General features: G+C 70.6%; 22 protein-coding genes and 2 pseudogenes. 7 read left to right on the forward strand and 17 right to left on the reverse strand.

Annotated elements, in window-relative coordinates:
- Positions 1-52 precede the first annotated feature (52 nt).
- The 5 genes from NYP07_RS18580 to senB are packed head-to-tail and all read right to left on the reverse strand — an operon-like array spanning position 53 to position 2,947.
- Positions 53-235, reverse strand: coding sequence for a HepT-like ribonuclease domain-containing protein (locus tag NYP07_RS18580; RefSeq protein WP_268153124.1), 183 nt, complete (start codon positions 233-235; stop codon positions 53-55).
- The gene (locus NYP07_RS18585; protein ID WP_268153126.1) at positions 232-525 is read right to left on the reverse strand and encodes a nucleotidyltransferase family protein; all 294 of its coding nucleotides are present in this window, start codon (positions 523-525) and stop codon (positions 232-234) included. The genes NYP07_RS18580 and NYP07_RS18585 overlap by 4 nt, the downstream gene beginning before the upstream one ends.
- Before the next feature lie 51 nt (positions 526-576).
- A complete protein-coding gene (sugE, locus tag NYP07_RS18590; RefSeq protein WP_268153128.1) occupies positions 577-894 on the reverse strand; it encodes a quaternary ammonium compound efflux SMR transporter SugE in 318 nt (105 codons plus the stop codon).
- Positions 895-905: 11 nt separating this feature from the next.
- Positions 906-1,979 (reverse strand): selenide, water dikinase SelD, encoded by a 1,074-nt coding sequence (selD, locus tag NYP07_RS18595; protein ID WP_268153129.1) that lies wholly within the window; start codon positions 1,977-1,979, stop codon positions 906-908.
- The gene (gene senB / locus NYP07_RS18600) at positions 1,976-2,947 is read right to left on the reverse strand and encodes a selenoneine biosynthesis selenosugar synthase SenB (protein ID WP_268153131.1); all 972 of its coding nucleotides are present in this window, start codon (positions 2,945-2,947) and stop codon (positions 1,976-1,978) included. The genes selD and senB overlap by 4 nt, the downstream gene beginning before the upstream one ends.
- Between senB and senA the strand changes: the two genes are divergently transcribed.
- The 7 genes from senA (at position 2,942) to NYP07_RS18630 (ending at position 8,424) form a co-directional block, all read left to right on the forward strand.
- Positions 2,942-4,120 (forward strand): selenoneine synthase SenA, encoded by a 1,179-nt coding sequence (senA, locus tag NYP07_RS18605; protein WP_268153133.1) that lies wholly within the window; start codon positions 2,942-2,944, stop codon positions 4,118-4,120. The genes senB and senA overlap by 6 nt on opposite strands.
- A gap of 39 nt (positions 4,121-4,159) precedes the next feature.
- The gene (locus NYP07_RS18610) at positions 4,160-5,017 is read left to right on the forward strand and encodes a putative selenate ABC transporter substrate-binding protein (protein ID WP_268153135.1); all 858 of its coding nucleotides are present in this window, start codon (positions 4,160-4,162) and stop codon (positions 5,015-5,017) included.
- A gap of 6 nt (positions 5,018-5,023) precedes the next feature.
- Positions 5,024-5,854 (forward strand): phosphonate ABC transporter ATP-binding protein, encoded by an 831-nt coding sequence (locus NYP07_RS18615; RefSeq protein WP_268153137.1) that lies wholly within the window; start codon positions 5,024-5,026, stop codon positions 5,852-5,854.
- The gene (locus NYP07_RS18620; protein WP_268153138.1) at positions 5,845-6,669 is read left to right on the forward strand and encodes a PhnE/PtxC family ABC transporter permease; all 825 of its coding nucleotides are present in this window, start codon (positions 5,845-5,847) and stop codon (positions 6,667-6,669) included. Before NYP07_RS18615 ends, NYP07_RS18620 begins: the two co-directional genes overlap by 10 nt.
- Before the next feature lie 3 nt (positions 6,670-6,672).
- Entirely contained in the window at positions 6,673-7,482 is an 810-nt protein-coding gene (phnE, locus tag NYP07_RS18625; RefSeq protein ID WP_268153140.1) for a phosphonate ABC transporter, permease protein PhnE, read from the forward strand.
- 143 nt (positions 7,483-7,625) lie between these two features.
- Complete coding sequence (locus tag NYP07_RS24150) at positions 7,626-7,811, forward strand: hypothetical protein (RefSeq protein WP_378990823.1); 186 nt, start codon at positions 7,626-7,628, stop codon at positions 7,809-7,811.
- Positions 7,780-8,424: an IS630 family transposase gene (locus tag NYP07_RS18630; RefSeq protein WP_378990821.1), complete on the forward strand. Its 645-nt coding sequence runs from the start codon at positions 7,780-7,782 to the stop codon at positions 8,422-8,424. The genes NYP07_RS24150 and NYP07_RS18630 overlap by 32 nt, the downstream gene beginning before the upstream one ends.
- Positions 8,425-8,446: 22 nt before the next feature.
- Here the strand turns inward: NYP07_RS18630 and NYP07_RS24155 are convergent.
- The 12 genes and pseudogenes from NYP07_RS24155 to NYP07_RS18690 form a co-directional block, all read right to left on the reverse strand.
- Positions 8,447-9,252 (reverse strand): annotated as a pseudogene (locus NYP07_RS24155) (LysR substrate-binding domain-containing protein).
- A 213-nt stretch (positions 9,253-9,465) separates the two neighbouring features.
- Positions 9,466-9,813: a DUF971 domain-containing protein gene (locus tag NYP07_RS18645; RefSeq protein WP_268153146.1), complete on the reverse strand. Its 348-nt coding sequence runs from the start codon at positions 9,811-9,813 to the stop codon at positions 9,466-9,468.
- Positions 9,810-10,787 carry a HEAT repeat domain-containing protein gene (locus NYP07_RS18650; protein WP_268153148.1) on the reverse strand — a complete coding sequence of 326 codons (978 nt, stop codon included), beginning with the start codon at positions 10,785-10,787 and terminating at the stop codon, positions 9,810-9,812. Before NYP07_RS18650 ends, NYP07_RS18645 begins: the two co-directional genes overlap by 4 nt.
- Positions 10,784-11,608 (reverse strand): ABC transporter ATP-binding protein, encoded by an 825-nt coding sequence (locus NYP07_RS18655; protein ID WP_268153149.1) that lies wholly within the window; start codon positions 11,606-11,608, stop codon positions 10,784-10,786. Before NYP07_RS18655 ends, NYP07_RS18650 begins: the two co-directional genes overlap by 4 nt.
- Positions 11,605-12,435, reverse strand: coding sequence for an ABC transporter permease (locus NYP07_RS18660; RefSeq protein WP_268153150.1), 831 nt, complete (start codon positions 12,433-12,435; stop codon positions 11,605-11,607). Before NYP07_RS18660 ends, NYP07_RS18655 begins: the two co-directional genes overlap by 4 nt.
- A 19-nt stretch (positions 12,436-12,454) precedes the next feature.
- Positions 12,455-13,846: an ABC transporter substrate-binding protein gene (locus tag NYP07_RS18665; RefSeq protein ID WP_268153151.1), complete on the reverse strand. Its 1,392-nt coding sequence runs from the start codon at positions 13,844-13,846 to the stop codon at positions 12,455-12,457.
- A 10-nt stretch (positions 13,847-13,856) separates the two neighbouring features.
- Positions 13,857-14,114, reverse strand: a complete 258-nt coding sequence (locus NYP07_RS18670; protein ID WP_268153152.1) for a 4Fe-4S dicluster domain-containing protein — start codon at positions 14,112-14,114, stop codon at positions 13,857-13,859.
- Between the two features lie 9 nt (positions 14,115-14,123).
- The gene (locus tag NYP07_RS18675; RefSeq protein WP_268153154.1) at positions 14,124-15,860 is read right to left on the reverse strand and encodes a fumarate reductase/succinate dehydrogenase flavoprotein subunit; all 1,737 of its coding nucleotides are present in this window, start codon (positions 15,858-15,860) and stop codon (positions 14,124-14,126) included.
- A gap of 12 nt (positions 15,861-15,872) precedes the next feature.
- On the reverse strand, positions 15,873-16,613 hold the full coding sequence (locus NYP07_RS18680; protein ID WP_268153156.1) for a GntR family transcriptional regulator: 741 nt from the start codon (positions 16,611-16,613) through the stop codon (positions 15,873-15,875).
- Between the two features lie 116 nt (positions 16,614-16,729).
- A pseudogene (locus NYP07_RS24160) lies at positions 16,730-16,933 on the reverse strand (hypothetical protein); the annotation flags it as partial.
- A 50-nt stretch (positions 16,934-16,983) separates the two neighbouring features.
- Entirely contained in the window at positions 16,984-18,156 is a 1,173-nt protein-coding gene (locus NYP07_RS18685) for a trans-sulfuration enzyme family protein (protein ID WP_268153158.1), read from the reverse strand.
- The gene (locus NYP07_RS18690; RefSeq protein WP_268153160.1) at positions 18,153-19,541 is read right to left on the reverse strand and encodes a pyridoxal-phosphate dependent enzyme; all 1,389 of its coding nucleotides are present in this window, start codon (positions 19,539-19,541) and stop codon (positions 18,153-18,155) included. The genes NYP07_RS18685 and NYP07_RS18690 overlap by 4 nt, the downstream gene beginning before the upstream one ends.
- Positions 19,542-19,565 lie beyond the last annotated feature (24 nt).

Below are 19,565 nucleotides of genomic sequence, written 5' to 3' on the forward strand. Positions count from 1 at the left end.
GTTCGCGGCCGCACGGGTTAACCGTGGGCGTCTCGGCGCGCTGCCATCCGCGTCACGGCTTCGGCCAGCGCTGGCTCGACTCGGCCAAGGTCTGCAGATTGCGGATCACTGCATCCTGCACAAGACGCGAACCCTCGAAGCGCGCACGTTCGGCGTTCGTGTATTCGTGGATTCTTCCCAGGCAGTCGCGCATGTGCGCGAGCAGCACCTTGTCCGCCTCGGGGCCGGGGTTCACAGCGGTACGGCGTCCGCCATCACGCGCTCGCGCAACGCCGGATGCAGGCCCGCTTCGGTCACGACATCCACGCGGCGGCCGAGCAGCTCCTGGGCATCCAGCAGCAGGCCGCCCAGGGCGAGCGCGCTGGTCCCGGGGGCCAGGGTCACGAGCAGGTCAACGTCGCTGTCTGCGTCGGCGCCGCTGCCGTCGCCCCGACTCATCGAGCCAAAGACCCGCACCGCCGTCATGCCACGCATGCGTGCCAAGGCCAACAGTCTGGCGCGGTGGGTTTCGATCAGCGGGTGCATGGTTCCAGTGTAGTCACGCCCCCGCCGGCCTGCTCTCCACGCAGGCAGTGCTCAGGGCGACGACAGCTTCAGCCCCACGATCCCCGCCACGATGAGGCCCACGCTGACAAGGCGAGCCACGGTGGCCGGCTCGCCCAGCAGAACTATGCCCAGCACCACGGTGCCGACCGCGCCGACGCCGACCCACACGCCGTAGGCCGTGCCCACCGGCAGGGTCTTCATCGCCAGGCCCAGCAGCCACAGGCTGACGATCATCGCCAGCACGGTACCGACGCTGGGCCACAGCCGCGTGAAGCCCTCGGTGTACTTCAGGCCGATGGCCCAGCCGACCTCGCACAGGCCGGCAATGATCAACAGCATCCAGGCCATGCTCCGCGCCCTCAGGCGGCGACGCGCAGCGCCTGGCCCTGGCGCGGCAGCACGCGGCCGGCGACGGCGGCGGCGCCGAAGCCATGGCGTGCGAAGGTGGCGAGCACCGCGTCCACGGCGGCCGGCTCGCAGGACACGAGCAGGCCGCCGCTGGTCTGCGGGTCGGTCAGCAGCGCGCGGTCTTCGGTGGCGAAGCCGGCGGGCAGTTCCACGTCGGCGCCATAGCCGGCCCAGTTGCGGCCCGACGCGCCGGTGACGAAGCCGCGCCCGGCCAGCTCGCGCACGCCGGGCAGCAGGGGCACGGCGCGCCAGTCGATCTCGACCGTGCAGCCCGCGCCGCGCGCGAGCTCCAGCGCATGGCCGGCCAGGCCGAAGCCGGTCACGTCGGTCAGCGCATGCACGCCGGCCAGTTCGGCCAGCTCGGGGCCGGGCGTGTTCAGCTTGGTCGTCGTGTCGATCATGCGGGCATAGCCCTCGGCGCCGAGCTGCTCCTTCTTCAGCGCCGCGCTCATCACGCCCACGCCCAGCGGCTTGCCGAGCACGAGCACGTCGCCCGGCCGCGCGTCCGCATTGCGCTTCACGCGCCTGGGGTGCACGAGGCCGAGGGCGACGAGGCCGTAGATGGCCTCGACCGAGTCGATGGTGTGGCCGCCGGCGATGGGGATGCCGGCCGCGCGGCAGACCGCCGCGCCGCCTTCCAGCACGCGGGCTATGGTCTGCGTGGACAGCACATTGATCGGCATGCCCACCAGGGCCAGCGCGAGGATGGGCCGGCCGCCCATCGCATAGACGTCGCTGATGGCGTTCGTCGCGGCGATGCGGCCGAAATCGAAGGGGTCGTCGACGATGGGCATGAAGAAGTCCGTCGTCGCGATCAGGGCCTGCTCGTCGTTGAGCTGGTAGACGGCCGCGTCGTCCGCGGTCTCGATGCCGACCAGCAGCTCCTTGGGCACGGGCAGGGCCGTCGTGCCCTTCAGGATCTCGGACAGCACGCCCGGCGCGATCTTGCAGCCGCAGCCGCCGCCGTGGGACAGCGACGTGAGGCGGGGTTCGGCGGACGGGGCAGGGCAGGCGGGAGCGTTCATGGCGTGGGGCGCGCGAGCAGCGCGGCGACGATGCGGTGCAGGGAGGCCCGCTCGGCCTCGGGCGCGAACAGCGCCACGCGCGGGGCCAGTTGGGCGGTGAGCCGGGGCAGCATATCGGCATCGTCGCGGGCGCGCGCGAGCAGGGCGGCAAGCCCCGCGTCGTCGCCGGGTTCGAAGACGCCCTCGTAGCCGGCGCCCAGCAGGCCCAGGTTGCCTTCTATGCGCGAGGCCAGCACCGGCGTGCCGCTGCGGATGGCCTCGATGACGACGTGGGCGCCGCCCTCCATGCGGCTGGCATGCACCAGCACATGGGCGGCCTGGATGTGGCGGCGCGCCAGGGCATGCGGCAGGCCGCCCAGCCAGCGGAAGCGCGGCAGCGCCGCCGCCAGCGCGGCGGCCTCGGCGCCGAGGGCCGGGTCGAGGGCGGCACCGATGTGGTCGAGCCGGATGTCGGGCCTTGCGCCGAGGCGGCGCGCGGCGCGCCAGTAGGTGCGCGGGTCCTTCTCGTCGCGCAGGTGGCCGACCATGACGGCGCGCAGGTGCCGCCGCGCATGCGCCAGCGGTGCGCGCGCCGCGCAGGACTGCAGCACGATCTCGGCCTTGGCGCGCAGCGCCTCGGGCAGGCCGAGCGGCCCCAGCTCGTTCAGCACGACGAGGGTGTCGGCGAGATCCAGCGAGCGCTGCGCGCTGGCGTCGCTGGCGATGTCGCGGTAGAGGTCGGTGCCCGTCAGCACCAGCACGGCGGGCCGCGCCGGATGCGCCGCGCGCCAGGCGGCCAGCGAGGCCGCCGAGCGCCGCGCATGCAGCGCGATCAGCAGCGCGCCGCCATCGCCCTCGCGCCACTGCGCGGCCAGGCGCACGCGGTAAGCTGGCCGCAGCAGCCGCGCCCAGCGCTGCGCCGTCTGCCAGTTGCCGTTGTTGGCCTGGGCCAGCGCCGGCGTCACGATGACGAGGGAATCACGATGCACGACGCGAGCCTAACGCGGGCCGCCCGCGACGCCCGCCAGGGCGGACCCGCAGCCCTGGCCGAGGCGCTGGCGGCCAGCCGCGCCGACACACTGGCCCGCTTCGCCGCCTGCGAGCGCGCTCTGCCCGGCCTGGCCGTGCCGCTGCGCGCCGAGCTCAACCCGCCGCTGTGGGAGCTGGGCCACATCGGCTGGTTCCAGGAGTTCTGGATCGCGCGCAACCCCGAGCGCGGGCGCGGCTGGCGGGCCGACCCGGACGCGCCGCGCCTCGCGCCGCTGCGGGCCGATGCCGATGCGCTCTACGACTCCAGCCGCGTGCCGCACGACAGCCGCTGGCAGCTGCCCCTGCCCGATGCCGCCGCGACGCGCGACGACCTCGAACGCCAGCTCGCGCGCACGCTGGCCCTGCTGGGCGAGGCCGGCCGAGTGAATGGGGACAGTGACGACGCGCTCTACTTCTTCCGCCTCGCGCTGCTGCACGAGGACATGCACCACGAGGCCGCGCTCTACATGGCCCGCGGCCTGGGCCTGGCCGTGGACGACGCGCGCTGGCAGCCGCGCGCGCTGCCCGAGCCGCCGCCGGAGCTGGCCTTCGATGCCGGCCCCTGGCGCCTGGGCAGCGCGGCCGGCGCGGGCTTTGCGTTCGACAACGAGCTGCCGGCCCACGAGGTCGCGCTGCCGGCCTGCCGCATCGATGCGCAGGCGCTGCGCTGGGCCGAATACCTGCCCTTCGTCGAGGCCACCGGCCAGGCCGCGCCGCGCCATCTGCGCTGCGACGGCGGCCGCTGGCAGCAGTGGCTGCACGGCGGATGGCAGGCCCTGGACCTCGGCCTGGCCGCCTGCCACCTGACCCGCGACGAGGCCCTGGCCTGGTGCTGCTGGGCCGGCCGGCGCCTGCCGACCGAGGCCGAGTGGGAGCGCGCCGCCTGCACGCGGCCCGAGGCCTTCCGCTGGGGCGATGTCTGGGAGTGGACGGCCAGCCCTTTCGCGCCCTTCGACGGCTTCCTGCCCCATCCCTACCGCGACTACTCCGCGCCCTGGTTCGACGGCCGCCCCGTGCTGCGCGGCGCCTCGCACTGCACGCAGCCGCGGCTGCGCCACCCGCGCTACCGCAACTTCTTCCCGGCCACGCGCAGCGACGTGCCGGCGGGCTTTCGCAGCTGCGCGAACGGCTAGAGTGCAGGGCCCCCAGACTGCCATTCCACGGAGCCCGCCATGACCCGTCTTTCTCCGCTGCGCCGCGCCCTGCTCGGCGGCCTGCTGCTTGCCGCCGCCGGTGTCGTGCAGGCCCAGCAGGTGCTGCGCGTCACGGCCATCCCCGACGAGTCGCCGACCGAGCTGGCGCGCAAGGCCGCGCCGCTGATCAAGTACCTGGAGACCCAGCTCGGCGTGAAGGTCGAGTACGCGCCGGTCACCGACTACGCGGCGGCCGTCGAGACCCTGGTCAACCGCAAGGTGGACCTGGCCTGGTTCGGCGGCTTCACCTTCGTGCAGGCCAATGCGCGCTCGGGCGGCAAGATCATCCCGCTGGTGCAGCGCGAGGAGGACACGCGCTTCCGCTCGGTCTTCATCACGACCGACCCGGCCATCAGGACGCTGGCCGACCTGAAGGGCCGGGACCTCAGCTTCGGCTCGCCGAGCAGCACCTCGGGCCATCTGATGCCGCGCAGCTTCCTGCTGCAGGCCGGCCTGAACCCCGAGAAGGACTTCAAGCACATGGCCTTCAGCGGCGCCCACGACGCGACCGTCGCCGCCGTCGCGGCGGGCAAGGTGCAGGCCGGCGCGCTGAACATCTCGGTGTGGGAGAAGCTGGTGGCCGACGGCAAGGTCGACACGGCCAAGGTGCGCGTCTTCTTCACGACGCCGACCTACTACGACTACAACTGGAGCGTGCACGCCGACATGCCGGCCGCGCTGCGCGACAAGCTGAGGCAGGCGCTGCTCGCGCTGTCGCGCGACACGGCCGAGGGCAAGGAGATCCTGGAGCTGCAGCGCGCGACGCGCTTCGTGCCGACGCAGCCGGAGAACTACAAGGGCATCGAGGCGGCCGCCAAGAGCGCTGGTCTGCTCTAAGGCGCTGTGAAACTTTCGCTGCAAGGCCTGTCCGCCCGCCACGCGACCGCGCGGCACGGCGCGGCCGATGTGCTGGCCGGCATCGGCCTCGACGTGGCCGCGGGCGAGCAGCTCGCCGTCATCGGACCGTCGGGCGCCGGCAAGACGACGCTGCTGGAGGTGCTGGCCTGCGCCCGCCCGCCGTCGGCCGGCGCGCTGCGCGTGGACGGCAGCGACCCCTGGGGCCTGCCGGCGCGCGCGCTGCAGCGGCTGCGCGGCCGCCTCATCCTGCTGCCTCAGGTGCCGCCGCTGCCGCCGCGCCAGCGCGTCGTGACGGCCGTGCTGGCCGGCCGGCTGCCCGGCTGGAGCCTGTGGACGGCCTTGCGCTCGCTGTTCTATCCGGTCGACATCCCGGCGGCCGACGCGGCGCTGGAGGTCTTCGAACTGGGCGACAAGCTGTTCGAGCGCGTGGACCGGCTCTCCGGCGGCGAGCGCCAGCGCGTCGGCCTGGCGCGCGCCCTGGTCGCGCCGGCCGGGCTGTGGCTGGTGGACGAGCCGCTGTCGGCCCTGGACCCGGTCCGCGCCCAGCGCGCCGTCTCGGCCCTGGTGAGCGAGGCCGCGGCCCGCGGCGTGACGCTGGTGGCCACGCTGCACCAGGTGGATGCCGCGCTGGCGCATTTCCCGCGCATCGTCGGCCTGCGCGACGGGCGCCTCGCCTTCGATCTGCCGTCGGCCGACGTGACGCCCGAGCTGCTGGCCCGCCTTTACGCCCAGCACGAGGACGAGCTGCACGGCGGCGCCGCGCCGCCGCACGAGACGCCGGCCGCGCCCGCGCCGGTGGCGATGCAATGCCGCTGAGCGCCGGCCGCCGCGACCCGGCCTGGCGCGGCCGCCTGGGCGCCCTGCTGGCGGCCCTGGTGCTGCTGTGGCCGCTGCTGCTGGCCACCGAGTTCAGGCCCTGGCTGCTGCTGGAGCCCGAGTCGGTCCGCGCCACCGGCCGTTTCCTGCGCAGCTTCCTGCCGCCGGCCCTGGGCGGCGGCTTTCTGCTGCAGGTGGCGCGCGAGACCTGGGCCACCGTCGCGATGGCCACGGCCGGCGTCACGCTGGCCTTGCTGCTCGCCGTGCCGCTGACGCTGGCGGCCACGCGCGCGCTGTCGGTGTCGGCGCTGCGCGGGCGCATGGCCGCGCTGCCCTGGCTGCTGCGCCAGCTCGTGCGCCTGCTGCTGGTGGCGCTGCGCAGCGTGCCCGAGCTGGTCTGGGCGCTGGTGTTCGTGCGCGTCGTCGGCCTGGGGCCGGCGTCCGGCGTGCTGGCCATCGCGCTGACCTATGCCGGCATGCTCGGCAAGGTCTATGCCGAGATCCTGGAGAGCGGCGAGGCCCAGGTCACGCAGACCCTGCTGCGCAACGGCGCGGGCCGGCTGCAGGCCTTTGCCTACGGCCTGCTGCCGCAGAACGCCGCCGAGCTGACGAGCTACACCGTCTACCGCTGGGAGTGCGCGATCCGCAGCTCGGTGGTGCTCGGCTTCGTCGGCGCGGGCGGCCTGGGCCAGCTGATGGACGGCTCGCTGAAGATGTTCGCCGGCGGCGAGGTGCTGACCATGCTGATCGTGTTCGTCGGCCTCGTCGCGCTGGCCGACCGGCTCAGCGCCGGGCTGCGCAAGGCCTTGGGTTAAGCCATGAACCGGCCCGACCGCCTGCCGCCGCCGCTGTTCAGCGCGCGCTGCCGCGCCTGCTGGCTGGTGGCCGGCGTGTTCGCCCTCATCGTCGCCAGCTTCCTGTCGCTGGACCTGCATCTCGCGGCGCTGGCCTCGGGCGAGGCGCTGGCCAGCATGGGCCGCTTCCTGGCCGAGTTCGCGCCGCCGGAGCTGGGGGCGGACTTCCTGGCCAAGACCGCGGCCGCCGCCTGGGAGACGCTGGCCATGTCGGCCCTGGGCACGCTGCTGGCGGCCGCGGCCGGCCTGCTGCTGGCCCTGCCGGCAGCCCGGCTGCACGCAGGCGATGCGGCGCGCGCCCGCGGGCCGGCGCGGCTGCTGCTGAACGCGCTGCGCTCCGTGCCCGAGCTGGTGTGGGCGGCCCTGCTCATCATCGGCGCCGGCCTCGGGCCCTTCGCCGGCACGCTGGCGCTGGCGCTGCACACCAGCGGCGTGCTGGGCCGCTTGTTCGCCGAGGCGCTGGAGAACGCGCCGCCCGGCCCGGCCGCGGCGCTGCGCACCCAGGGCGCCGGTGCCGCGCGCGTGCTGCTGTACGCGACCCTGCCCCAGGTCGTGCCGCAGCTGCTGAGCTACACCCTCTACCGCTGGGAGAACAACATCCGCGCCGCCACCGTGCTCGGTGTCGTCGGCGCCGGCGGCCTGGGGCAGATGCTGCTCTTCCACCTCAGCCTGTTCCAGATGCACAAGACGGCCACCGTGCTGCTGGCCATGGGCGTGCTCGTCGTGCTGGTGGACGGCGCCAGCCAGGCGCTCAGGCGGTGGCTGACGCGCTAGTCCTCCGCGTCAATGAAAACACACCCCACCTGCGTTCGGATGCGGCGCATGGGGGAGATGAATCTCACGGATGCGGAGAGGCAGCAATTGGCGTCGGCGGCGCGCTGCCGCACGGTGCGCGGCGGGCATGCGCAGGGCCAAGCATGATCCTCATGCTTGAAGACGGGGAGTCGCGCGACGCGATCATGCAAAGGCTGGAGTGCGACTCGCGGTTCATCTCGCTGTGGTCGAGCCGCTTTCTGGCCGAGCGACTGGCGGGAATGTACGCGCGCCATCCGGGACGAGAGCCCAAGCGGCCTGTGGCGAAGTTGGAGGCTCGGGTGTGCTGAACGAAACGCTCAAGCGCAAGCCCGCCGATGTGATCGGGCTGTATCTGATCCACCGGTTCATGCCGTCGTGTTCCGCGTCGACGAGAAGACGGCGATCCAGGCGCTGGATCGCAAGGACCGGATGCTGCCGCTGTCGCCAGGACGCGCCGAAAGCCACGGCTTCGAATACAAGCGCAACGGCACGCTGAGCTTGTTCGCGGCCTTGAACACCGCCACCGGCGAGGTCCTGGGCAAGACCGCGCCGCGTCACACCAGCGAGCAGTTCGTGGCATTCCTCACTGACATCGTGGCCGGCCAGCCCGAGCAGCGCGAGATTCACGTCATCTGCGACAACGTCAGCAGCCACAAGACCCGGCGCGTCGCGGACTTCCTCGCGGCACATCGCAATGTGCAGATGCACTCCACGCCGACGTACCCCTCGTGGCTGAACCAGGTCGAGAACTGGTTCTCGCGCATTCAGAGAGACGTCATCAGCCGCGGCATCTTCACTTCGGTGAGGGATCTGGGCCGAAAGCTGATGCGCTACATCCGCGAGCACAACAAAGATCCCAAGCCCATCAAGTGGAAGTACAACGACCCGTCACAGCGAATTCATCAGATGCAAATTCATTGACGCCGTGGGCTAGGGTTATTCGTCAGGCCAGCCTGCGGGCGGCGTACTCCGCTCCGTGCGTCAACACGAATGTCTTGAAGAGCGCGTTAATGCCCGTCAGGGTGGTGTCCCGCTTCTGCAGCACGCACCAGTCCAGCATCTTCGGCATCTCGACGACGTCCAGCACGGCGATGCGATCGGTCTCCAGCTCCACCTGGAAGGCGTTGGCGGACATGAAGCTGATCCCCATGTCGGCCATGACGGCCTGCTTGATGGCCTCGTTGCCGTGCAACTCCGTGCTGACGTGAACCTGCAGCTGGTGTGCCTGCAGAAGGTGCTCCAGGAAGTTGCGCGTCGCTGACCCGGCCTCCCGGTATAGGAACGGCTCGTCGCGCAGCTCGGCCCAACTCAGCCCCTTGCGGCCCACGAGCACGTGCGACGGTGCCGCCACGATGCAGTGCGGGTGCCGGGCGAACGGCTCGGCCTCAATGTCGGCGTGCGCGGGCGGAAGCCCGGCGATCACGACGTCAAGGCGGTGCTCTTGCAATCCAGCCATAGCTCGCCCCGCTTGCCGATGCTCAGCTTCACCCGCACCGCGGGGTACAGCTCACGAAAGGCTTGCATGAGCCTCGGCGCGAAGTAGTTGGCCGGCGAAACCACGCCCAGGTGCAACTGGCCGCTGAAGTCCCCTTCGAGCGCCTTGAGGGCGTCTTCGGCGATCCGTACACGGGCCAGGATGTCACGGGCGTGCACGAGCAGCGCACGGCCGGCATCCGTCAAAACCACCCGCCGCGCCTTGTTGTCGAACAGGGCGACCCCGGCCTCCGCTTCGAGCTGACGCACCTGCATGGAAACCGCTGGCGGGTGATCCCGAGGCGCTGCTGAAACGCGCGCTGGCCGTGGACCCCAATCATGTGCCAGCGCTGGCCTTGCTGGCGGCTGCGGCGCGGGAGCGGGGTGATGTGAAGGCTGCCCGCAGCTTGTGGACGCGGGTGCTGACCGAGGCGTCTGTGCAGAGCGATGTGGCCGGGCAGGCGAGAGAGAACCTCAGGCTGCTGGGCGTCAGCCGATGAGCACCGCGCTCCCGTTCGAAGAAGCCAGTATCGCGGCCGGCCTCGGGGCAGGGCCCGCAGCAGCGCACAGCTCGCGCAGCAGCGCCCAGGGGTAGACGCCGCGATCGTGGCCGTCGCTGAAGATCAGTTGCAGGGCGTACTGGCCGACGGGCTCGGCGCCGGCCAGCTCGACGGGCGTTTCAACCGCAGCTTCGTTTCGCAGCGCGCGGGCGCGGCAAGGGCCGCAGCGGCAGGCGGCGCGGAGTGCTGCGGCAGGCAGGTCGACAGTGCCGTCGGGCCATTGCAGTTGCAAACGTTGGGGTGAGAGGCCGACCGTGAGCGGAAGGGAGGTGTTCATCGGTCGATTCCGGCGGGCGCGCCGAGGCGCTGCAAGGCGAGGCGCGCGGCCTTGCGGACCTCGGGGTCGGGGTCGGCCGCGGCGACATGCAGGGCCGGAACGGCCGCAGCGTCACCGATGTCGCCGAGGGCAATGGCGGCTTCCTTGCGCAGGTTGCCGGCAGCGTGGACGAGGGCCTCGCTCAGCGCGGGCACGGCTTGCCTGTCGCCGATGCGGCCCAGCGCCCGGGCAGCGCGCAGGCGGACCTGCCAGTAGTCGTCGACCATCGCATCACGCAGGGCCGCGGCCGAGGCGGTGGCGCGCAGTTTGCCGAGGGTGGAGGCGGCTTCTTCCCGGACGGTCCAGGCGGCGTCGTGCAGGGATTCGCACAGCGCGGCCTGGACTGTTGCGACCTGCTCGGGCGCGGCCAGACCCAGCGCACCGGCGGCGGCGCGGCGGACTTCGGTGTCGGGATCGCTGATGACGACGCGGTTCAGCAGCGGCAGGGCTGGCGCGTGCTTGAGCCAGCCGAGCACAGCCACGGCCTCGCGGCGGACGGCGGCGTCGGCGTGCTGCAGCGCGGCGAGAGCCGGTGCAGCGGCGGCAGGTACGCGCAGCTCGCGCAAGGCGCGCAGGGTGGCAGCGCCGGTGAAGGCGTCGGGCGAGGCGGCGAGGGGCAGCAGGCGCTCGCCTGAGCGCGGGTCCTTCAGTTCGGTGAGGGCCTGTGCGGCGGCGGTCGACACCTCGGCCGTGTCGCTGAGCGCGGCGGCGAGCGCATCCACGACGGCGGGCTCGTCCCAGCCGGCCAGAGCCCGGGCGGCTTCGGCGCGCAGCGTGGGCTCGGGGTCGTTGCGCAGCAGGCCGGTGAGTGCGGGCAGCACGGCGGCGTCTTCCACGTCGACGAAGTCCAGCACGGCGACGCGGCGCACGCCGGGGTCGGGGTCGGCGAGGCGGTTCAGGAGGTCTTGCACCTCGGGGTCAAACAGTTCAGTCATGTCGCGAATCGCCAGCGGGGCGTGCCCAGTGGTGTGAGGCGTTCAAGAGCTTGCGCGCCGGCGTCCTCGCGCAGCAGCGACAGGCAGCGCCGCTTGAGCTGCACGAACGCCGGCTCGGTCAGCAGTGCGGCGCTGCGCGGGCGGGCGAAGTCGAGGGTGATCTCCTCGACGATGCGGCCCGGGCGAGGGCCGATGACGAGGACGCGGTCTGCAAGGAAGAGGGCTTCGTCGATGTCGTGCGTGACGAACACAACGGTCGTGCGCATGCGCGCCCAAAGGTCGAGTAGCAACTCCTGCATGCGGCTGCGCGTGAGGGCATCCAGCGCGCCGAAGGGCTCGTCCATCAGCAGGACGCGCGGGTGGTTGATGAGCACGCGGGCGATCTCCACGCGCTGCTGCATGCCGCCGGAGAGTTCACGCGGGTAGCGGTGCTCGAAGCGTTTCAGGCCGACGAGTTCCAGGAGCTCCAGGGCGCGCCGGTTGCGCTCGGCGCGCGGCACGCCCTTCATCTTCAGGCCGTGGCCGACGTTCTCGATGGCGGTCTTCCAGGGGAACAGCGTGTGCTGCTGGAAGACGAGGCCGCGGTCCGGGGCGGGGCCGGTGATGGACTCGCCGTCGAGCGCCAGCCTGCCGCGGGACGGCGCGAGGTGGCCGGCCAGCGCGCCGAGCAGCGTCGACTTGCCGCAGCCCGAGGGGCCGAGCAGGCAGACGAACTCGCCGGGGGCGATCGTGACGAACAGGTCGCGCAACACCTCGAAGCGCGCCGAACCTTCGCCAAGCTCGATGGACAGGTGGTCGACCGTGATCCGTCCGGCGCTCATCGCTGGGCTCCCTGCCAGGGCATGAGCCGCGCACCCAGCCAGGTGATGAGGGCGCTGCTGCCCATGCCCAGCGCGCCAATGACGAGCATGCCGACGACGATGTTGGGATAGGCCTGAACGGTGTAGCTCTCCCAGGTGTAATAGCCGATGCCGTACTGGCCGGCGATCATCTCGGCGGTGACGAGGCAGAACCAGCAGGTGCCCATGCCGATGGACAGGCCCGTCACGATGCTGGGCGCCGCGCCGGGCGCGATCACTTCGGTGAAGAGCCGCCAGTCCTGGGTGCCCAGCCCCCTTGCCGAGGCGATGAGCCGGGGGTCGACGCCTTCGACACCGTGGATGGTGTTGAGCAGGATGGGGAAGAGGGCACCAATGAAGGTGATGAAGATCATGCTGCCTTCTGAGGACGGGAACATCAGGATGGAGAGCGGTATCCACGCGACGGCGGGGACGGGTCGCAGCACTTCCAGCGGCGGCAGCAGCGACAGCCGGACGGGGCGCAGGCGGCCGATCAGGAGGCCCAGGGTGACGCCAAGGACGGCGGCCAGGCCGAAGCCGGCGCCGACGCGCAGGAGGCTGCTGGAGAGGTGGGGCCAGAGCTTGGGGGATTGGGCGAGTTGCCATGCCGCCTGCAGCACTTCGGCCGGACGCGGTGTGTTGGCGAAGCTGATGAAACCGAGGTTGAGGCGGTAGGCGCAGGCGAGCTGCCAGAGCAGCAGGCAGGCCAGCAGGGACAGCGCCTGCAGCGTGAGGCGCGTCAGCGGCAGCCGCGGGGCCGGGCGGCTATCGCGGTGTCCTGGGGCGGTGGCGGGGAGGACGGCGCTCATGGCAAGCTCGGCTCCCGTGTCAGCGCGCCTTGGCGGCCGCCTGCGCGGCTGCGAAGTCGAGCGCCTTGCCCTTCACCGCGGCGGCATAGGCGTCGGCAGCGTCCTTCTGCAGGAAGGCGCTCAACTGGCCCTTGGCGTCGACGACGAAGTGGCTGTTGGGCGCCAGCAGCTTGATGCGGTGCACCAGGTCATGCACATAAATGCCGCGGGCCTTCTTGCCCTCGCCCTCCAGCTTGCGCAGGTCGGCGAAGGCGCCTTCGATGCTCGCGTAATGCCTCATCTTGGGCTCGCCCACCAGCCAGATGCCGGCCACGCGCTGGAAGTCCGTGATCGGCTTGCCGGTGAGGGCGTCGTTGGCCTTCAGCGGTAGCTTGTCGTAGTTCTTCAGCCTGGCTTCGTAGTCGAGGCCCGACGCCTTGAAGGCGGCGCGGATGTAGCTGTCGTCGACGAAGGTCTCGGCCTTCAGCGTCGACTCGCGGCCCATCAGCTTCAGCGTCTCGATGGAGGTGGCCAGGGCCCTGCGGTACTCGGGCTTCCAGGTGTTGTCGCGCGTCTGCAGGCCGAGCGGGCCGTGGTACAGATAGGTCACCGCAGCCTCGATGCCCGTGACCTTCTCGATCAGCTCGCTGTACTTCTCGGGCTCGGCGGCGATGAGCTTGTCGGCCTCCAGTGCCGCCCGCAGGAAGGCGACGACGATCTCCGGGTACTTCTTCGCATATTCGCCGGCTACCAGGGACCCGTGATACGTCGGCACATTGGCCTGGGCCCCGTCGTAGATCTTGCGGGCGATGCCGCGGTGCTCGAACAGTTCGGAGAAGGGCACGAAGTCGGCATGCGCCTCGATCTTGTTGGCCTGCAGCGCGGGGCCGGCCACCTCGGGAGCCTGCGTGATGATGTTGACGTCCTTCTGCGGGTCCAGCCCCTGGGCCGCGACGGCGCGCAGCAGCATGCCGTGGGCGGTGGACGCGAACGGGACGGAGATGGTGCGGCCCTTCAGCTCCGACAGCGAGGTGATGCTGGACGCCTTGGGCACGACGACGCCGTTGCCGCTGCCCAATGTGCTGCCCGACAGTACGGTGATGAACAAGCTCTGCTTGCCGGCCTTCAGGAAGGCGGCGCCGTTGTTGGCCCCGGGGAAGTCGGCCATGGAGCCGATGTCCAGCTTGTCGGCCACCATCTCGTTGGTCAGCGGCGCGCCGGAGGTGAAGTTCTTCCATTGGATGTCGTAGGTGACGCCCTTGTACTTGCCTTCCTTGGGCAGGTACTTCTCCAGCAGGTGCAGTTCGCGAATCAGCAGGCCGCCGGTGGCGCAGTTGATCGTCGTGTCCTGCGTGCCGATGGCGACGCGGATGGTCTCGGCGTGGGCCGAGGCCAGCACCAGAGAGAGTGCAAGGAGGGCAAGTTTCTTCATGTCGGTCAGTTCAGCGCAGGAGGTAGGGGATCTCGACGTGGACGGCACCCGTGGGGCAATCCTTCTCGCAGGGCATGCAGTACCAGCATTCGTCGAACTTCATGTAGGCCGTGCCCTTGCTGAGGTCGATGGCCAGCACGTCCAGCGGGCAGACGTCCACGCAGACGGTGCAGCCCTTGTGGGCGATGCATTTGTCGGCATCGACGGTGACGGGCACCTGCGAGGGCGTGAGCGCCTGAGGACGGATGGGGGTGGTCATGGTGGTCATGGAGTCCTCTCAAGCCGCCACGGCGTCAGGGATGCGCAGGCGGCTGTAGGCCGTGCTCTCGGTTGCGGCGACGGGCACGATGTAGGGATCGATGGCGCGCTTGAAGCAGCTCATGCGGCCTTGGGCGTCCTTGTGGAGCTGCACATGCACGCGCCAGTCGGCGTCGTTGCGCTCGGGGTAGTCGACGCGCGCGTGGTAGAGCCCCCAGCGGCTCTCGGTGCGGAACAGCGAAGCCCGCGCGGCCATCTCGGCGCAGTCGCGGATGGCGTGCACCTCCAGGGCCCGCATCAGTTCGTGCGGATCGCGGGCCTGCAACTGATCGAGGTCCTCGCGGATGACCTCGAAGCGCTCCAGGCCGATCTCCATCTTCTTCGTGACCTTGGGCGGCTGCAGATAGTCGTTGACCATGCGGCGCAGCTTGAATTCGACCTGGCTGGGCGGCAGGCCGTTCTCCCTCAGCAGCGGAGCCTGCACGCGCGCGCGCTCGGCTTCCACCTGGCCGGCATCCACCGGCGCGAAGTCGTGCTCCGCGCAGAAGGCCGCGCTGCTCTCGCCGGCCAGCTTGCCATAGACGAAGGCGCCGAGCATGTAGTTGTGCGGCACGCAGGCCATGTCGCCAGCCGAGTGCAGGCCGGCCACCGTCGTCTGCGCGTGCTCGTTGACCCACACGCCCGAGGCCGAGTGGCCGCTGCACAGGCCGATCTCGGAGATGTGCATCTCGACCATGCGCTCGCGGTAGTCCGTGCCGCGGCCGGCGTGGAAGCGGCCGCGGCTGGGCCGCTCGTTGGTGTGCAGGATGGTCTCGATCTGGCTGATGGTTTCTTCCGCCAGGTGGTCCAGCTTCAGGAACACCGGGCCGTTGCCGCCCTGCAGCTCGCGATGGAACTCCCACATCATCTGGCCCGACCAGTAGTCGCACTCGATGAAGCGCTGGCCCTGCGCGTTGGTGGTGTAGCCGCCAAAGGGCCCTGTGACATAGGCACACGCTGGACCGTTGTAGTCCTTGATCAGCGGGTTGATCTGGAAGCACTCGATGCCCGACAGCTCGGCGCCCGCGTGGAAGGCCATGGAGTAGCCGTCGCCCGCGTTGGTCGGGTTTTCGTAGGTGCCGAACAGGTAGCCGCTGGCCGGCAGGCCCAGGCGCCCCGCGGCACCGCAGCTCAGCACGACGGACTTGGCGCGGATGACGTGGAAGTCGGCCGTGCGGCAGTCGAAGGCCATGGCGCCGGCCACGACTCGACCATTCGGGCCTTCATGCGTCAGCAGCCGCGTGGCGATGAGGCGGTTGGTGATCTCGACGCGCGTGCGCTTGAGCTGGCGGTAGAGCACCTTCTTGATGTCGTGGCCCTCGGGCATGGGCAGCACATAGCTGCCCATGTGGTGGACCTTCTTGACGGCGTAGTCGCCCGTCTCGTCCTTCTCGAACTTGACGCCCCAGCGGTCCAGCTCCTCCACCATCGCGTGGCTGTTGGCCGCATAGGCCATAACCGTCTTCTGGTTGACGATGCCGTCGTTGGCGATGGTGATCTCGCGCACGTACTGCTCGGGCGTCGCGTGGCCGGGCAGCACGGCGTTGTTGAGGCCGTCCATGCCCATGCTGATGGCGCCGCTGCGCTTGACGTTGGCCTTCTCCAGCAGCAGCACGCGCAAGGCGGGGTTGGCCTGCTTGGCCTTGACGGCCGCCATCGGGCCGGCGGTGCCGCCGCCGATGACGAGGACGTCGACTTCGGTTTCTATGGTGTTCATGGGGTTGCGTTGCTAGGCCCTGTGCAGGCGCAGCCGGTACTGGAATTGGTCCGGCCTGCAATACAGGTGCTCGTAGTCGATGGGGCGTCCGTCGCGGTCGTGCGTCAGTCGTTCGATATGCAGCACCGGCGTGCCGGGGTCGATGTCCAGGTGGGCTGCGATGTCGGCCGCCGCCGGAACGGCGTCGATGGCCAGGTCGGCATGGCCGAGCGGTGTTGCGAGGTCGGTTTCCAGCATCGCGAAGATGTCGCGGGTGGCGAGGTCGTCACGTCGGATGCGCGAGCCCAGCGATTGAGGCAGCCAGGTGAAATCAACCGAAACCGGCCGCCGATCCAGGTAGCGCACGCGTTGGATGGCGGTGACCGGCACCCCGCGAGCCAGCGCCAGCGCTTGGGCCACGGCGGCGCTGGCTGGCTCCGACCGCAGTTGGAGCAACTGGTTGAACGTCTCATGGCCGCTGGCGTTCATCGCCTCGGCAAAACCCTGCAACTGGGCCAAGTCCTGAAACGGCTTGGGCGTGGCGACGAAGGACCCCTTGCCGGCCACCTTGAAGATCATGCAGGCGCTTTGCAGGTCGCCCAGGGCCTGCCGCACCGTGATGCGGCTGACGCCGTATTGCGCCATCAGCTCGCTCTCTGAAGGCACACGGTCGTTGGGTTGCAGGACACCACGGACGATGCGCTCGCGAAGGTCTTCGCGAATGCGGCCGTGCAGGGTTTGTTGTGGCGGTGGGGGGTGTAGGCTGCCGTTCATCTCGACTGCTGCGCACCTGTCATGTCAGGTGCCAACGACCGCGACTCTAGGAAGGGCAGCCTCCAGCGAGAACGAAGGAAATCGGCCAAGCAAACATGCATGCCGCATATGGGGGGTCAACGTCGTTCCCCCCGGAGGGCCGGTGGCGGAGGCGCCCTTGGTGCATCTAACTGGTGTCGTGAGTTAGAAGTTCGCAAACGAAACCGCTCGATGCTGGCGAGGATGTCGTCGGCGGACTTGGTCCAGGAGAACGGTTTGGGGTTGGCGTTGTTGAGTTCGAGGTAGCGGTGACCAGATCTACGCGCCCGGCGCGAGGTAAGCCGGACTCAACATAGAAACGCGGCCCGTGGACGGGTCGCGCGTGTTGCCTTCAGATGGCCGCGAGCCCCTGGGCGAGGTCGTGGCGCAGATCGGCCACATCCTCGATGCCGACCGACAGGCGCACGAATGCATCGGTGATGCCCAGCCGGGCGCGGTGCTCGGCCGGAATGGAGGCATGCGTCATCAAGGCCGGCAGGGAGATCAGGCTCTCCACGCCGCCCAGGCTTTCCGCCAGCGTGAACAACTGCACCCGCTCCAGGAAACGGCGTGCGCCGGCCAGGTCCGCCTTCAGCGCCACGCTGATCATGCCGCCACCGCCGCGCATCTGCGCCTGGGCCAGCGCATGCTGCGGATGGCTCGGCAAGCCGGGGTAGAGCACCCGTTCGACCTGGGGCTGCTCGCTCAGCCAGGCGGCCAGCTCGGCCGCACTGGCGTTGTGCCGTTCCAGGCGCAGGGCCAGCGTCTTGAGGCCGCGAAGGGCCAGAAAGCTGTCGAAAGGGCTGGCCACGGAGCCGATGGCGTTGTGCAGGAAGGTGAGCTGCTCACGCAGCGCCGCCTGGCGCGGCTCGCCGCCCGCGATGGCCACGCCGCCGATGACGTCGCTGTGGCCGTTGAGGTACTTCGTGGCCGAATGCACGACCAGGTCGAACCCCAGCGCCAGCGGCCGCTGCGCCCAGGGGCTGGCGAAGGTGTTGTCGGCGACCGCCAGCGCACCGTGCTCGCGCGCAATGCGGGCGACGGCGGCGAGGTCGGTCAGGCGCAGCAGCGGGTTGCTGGGCGTCTCGATCCAGATCAGCCGCGTGTCGGGCTGCAGCGCGGCGCGCACCGCAGCCGGGTCGCGGCTGTCGACGTAGCTCACGCGCAGGCCGGCGCTGTGCTTGCGCACGCGCTCGAAGAGGCGGTAGCTGCCACCGTAGAGGTCGTCGCCTGCGACGATGTGCGAGTTCGCGGGCAGCGTGTCCAGCACGGTGGCCATGGCCGCGAGGCCCGACGAGAAGGCGTAGGCCTGGGCGCCTTCCTCCAGGTCGGCGACGGCGCGCTCCCAGGCCTGGCGGGTGGGGTTGTGGGTGCGGCCATATTCGTAGCCCGTATGCTCACCCGGGCTCTTCTGGCGGTAGGTGGAGCTGACGGAGATGGCGGGCATCACCGCCCCAGTGACGGGGTCGGGCTGCTGCCCGGCGTGGATGATGCGGGTGTCGAAGGCCAGTTTTTCGGCGCTCATTGGGCGAGTTCCTTGCGCAGATGGTTGATGAGGTCCACACGGGTGACGAGGCCGTGGAAGCCGGCGTCGTCCGCGATGACGGCCACCAGGCCGCGGCGCAACTGCTCGGCCAGTTCGGTGAGCGATGCCGCCGGGGCCAGCGTGATGACATTCCGGCTCATCGCCACCTCGACGGGCGTGGTGAAGGCGGTGGCGTCTGCGTGCAGGCGCGCCAGCACGTCGGATTCGTCCAGCAAACCGACGAGGCGCCCCTCGGCCAGCACCGGCAGCTGCGACACGTCGGCCTGGCGCATGCGGGCGAAGGCCGTCTTCAAGGTATCGGTGGGCGCGACGCTGACGACACCGCCGCTGGCCGCGGGCCGGGCGATGAGGTCGCGCAGGTCGCCGGCGCGGGGGCGGGTCAGCAGGCCCTGCTCGAACATCCAGTGGTCGTTGTAGACCTTGGACAGGTAGCGTGTGCCGGTGTCGCAGACGAAGGTCACGACGCGCTTCGGCGCGGTCTGTGCGCGGCAGTAGCGCAGTGCGGCCGCCAGCAGCGTGCCGGTGGACGAGCCGGCGAGGATGCCTTCGGCGCGGTAGAGCTCGCGCGCGGTGGCGAAGCTCTCAGCATCGGGGATGCTGTAGGCGGTCCGCACGGGCTTCAGGTCGACGATGGGCGGGATGAAGTCTTCGCCGATGCCCTCGACGGCCCAGGAGCCGGCGTCGCCGAAGCGGCCGGTGTCGATGTAGTCCTTGAGGATGGAGCCCACCGGGTCGGCCAGCACCATCTCGATGCCCGGGCGCACACGCTGGAAGTAGCGCGACAGGCCGGTGATGGTGCCGCCCGAGCCCACGCCGCAGACGATGGCGTCCACGTCATGGCCCATCTGCTGCCAGATCTCCGGGGCGGTGGTGGTCTCGTGCGCCAGCGGGTTGGCGGGGTTGTTGAACTGGTCGGCATACCAGGCCCCGGGGATCTCGCGCACCAGGCGGGCGGCCACCTCCTGGTAGTAGTCGGGGTGGCCCTTGCCGATGTCGGAGCGGGTCAGGTGCACCTGCGCGCCCAGCGCCTTGAGCTGCAGCACCTTCTCGGCCGACATCTTGTCGGGCACGACCAGCGCCACCTGGTAGCCCTTGGCACGCGCCACGAGGGCCAGCCCCAGGCCGGTGTTGCCAGCCGTGGCCTCGACCACCGTGCCGCCGGGCTTGAGCAGGCCCTCGCGCTCGGCGGTTTCGATCATGGCCAGGCCGATGCGGTCCTTGATGGATCCGCCAGGGTTCTGGGATTCGAGCTTGAGGAAGAGCTGGCAGGGGCCGGTGTCCAGGCGCTGCACGGGCAGCAGCGGCGTGTTGCCGATGAGGTCCAGCACGGCCGGCCGGGCCTCCAGCGGGGGGCGAGCAGTCATGAAAGCAATGGGCCCGCAGCGAGC

Source organism: Pelomonas aquatica, from assembly GCF_026712205.1.
In the GTDB taxonomy this organism is placed as follows: domain Bacteria; phylum Pseudomonadota; class Gammaproteobacteria; order Burkholderiales; family Burkholderiaceae_C; genus Pelomonas; species Pelomonas aquatica.

Bases quoted from the DNA above. Each gene is read 5' to 3' on its own strand.
- NYP07_RS18675 (WP_268153154.1), bottom strand. From the start codon at position 15,860: ATGAACACCATAGAAACCGAAGTCGACGTCCTCGTCATCGGCGGCGGC.
- NYP07_RS18610 (WP_268153135.1), top strand. From the start codon at position 4,160: ATGACCCGTCTTTCTCCGCTGCGCCGCGCCCTGCTCGGCGGCCTGCTG.
- phnE (WP_268153140.1), top strand. From the start codon at position 6,673: ATGAACCGGCCCGACCGCCTGCCGCCGCCGCTGTTCAGCGCGCGCTGC.
- NYP07_RS18650 (WP_268153148.1), bottom strand. From the start codon at position 10,787: ATGACTGAACTGTTTGACCCCGAGGTGCAAGACCTCCTGAACCGCCTC.
- senA (WP_268153133.1), top strand. From the start codon at position 2,942: ATGCACGACGCGAGCCTAACGCGGGCCGCCCGCGACGCCCGCCAGGGC.
- NYP07_RS18690 (WP_268153160.1), bottom strand. From the start codon at position 19,541: ATGACTGCTCGCCCCCCGCTGGAGGCCCGGCCGGCCGTGCTGGACCTC.
- NYP07_RS18685 (WP_268153158.1), bottom strand. From the start codon at position 18,156: ATGAGCGCCGAAAAACTGGCCTTCGACACCCGCATCATCCACGCCGGG.
- NYP07_RS18665 (WP_268153151.1), bottom strand. From the start codon at position 13,846: ATGAAGAAACTTGCCCTCCTTGCACTCTCTCTGGTGCTGGCCTCGGCC.
- NYP07_RS18680 (WP_268153156.1), bottom strand. From the start codon at position 16,613: ATGAACGGCAGCCTACACCCCCCACCGCCACAACAAACCCTGCACGGC.
- sugE (WP_268153128.1), bottom strand. From the start codon at position 894: ATGGCCTGGATGCTGTTGATCATTGCCGGCCTGTGCGAGGTCGGCTGG.
- NYP07_RS24150 (WP_378990823.1), top strand. From the start codon at position 7,626: ATGATCCTCATGCTTGAAGACGGGGAGTCGCGCGACGCGATCATGCAA.
- NYP07_RS18620 (WP_268153138.1), top strand. From the start codon at position 5,845: ATGCCGCTGAGCGCCGGCCGCCGCGACCCGGCCTGGCGCGGCCGCCTG.
- NYP07_RS18645 (WP_268153146.1), bottom strand. From the start codon at position 9,813: ATGAACACCTCCCTTCCGCTCACGGTCGGCCTCTCACCCCAACGTTTG.
- selD (WP_268153129.1), bottom strand. From the start codon at position 1,979: ATGAACGCTCCCGCCTGCCCTGCCCCGTCCGCCGAACCCCGCCTCACG.
- NYP07_RS18670 (WP_268153152.1), bottom strand. From the start codon at position 14,114: ATGACCACCATGACCACCCCCATCCGTCCTCAGGCGCTCACGCCCTCG.
- NYP07_RS18655 (WP_268153149.1), bottom strand. From the start codon at position 11,608: ATGAGCGCCGGACGGATCACGGTCGACCACCTGTCCATCGAGCTTGGC.
- NYP07_RS18660 (WP_268153150.1), bottom strand. From the start codon at position 12,435: ATGAGCGCCGTCCTCCCCGCCACCGCCCCAGGACACCGCGATAGCCGC.
- NYP07_RS18585 (WP_268153126.1), bottom strand. From the start codon at position 525: ATGCACCCGCTGATCGAAACCCACCGCGCCAGACTGTTGGCCTTGGCA.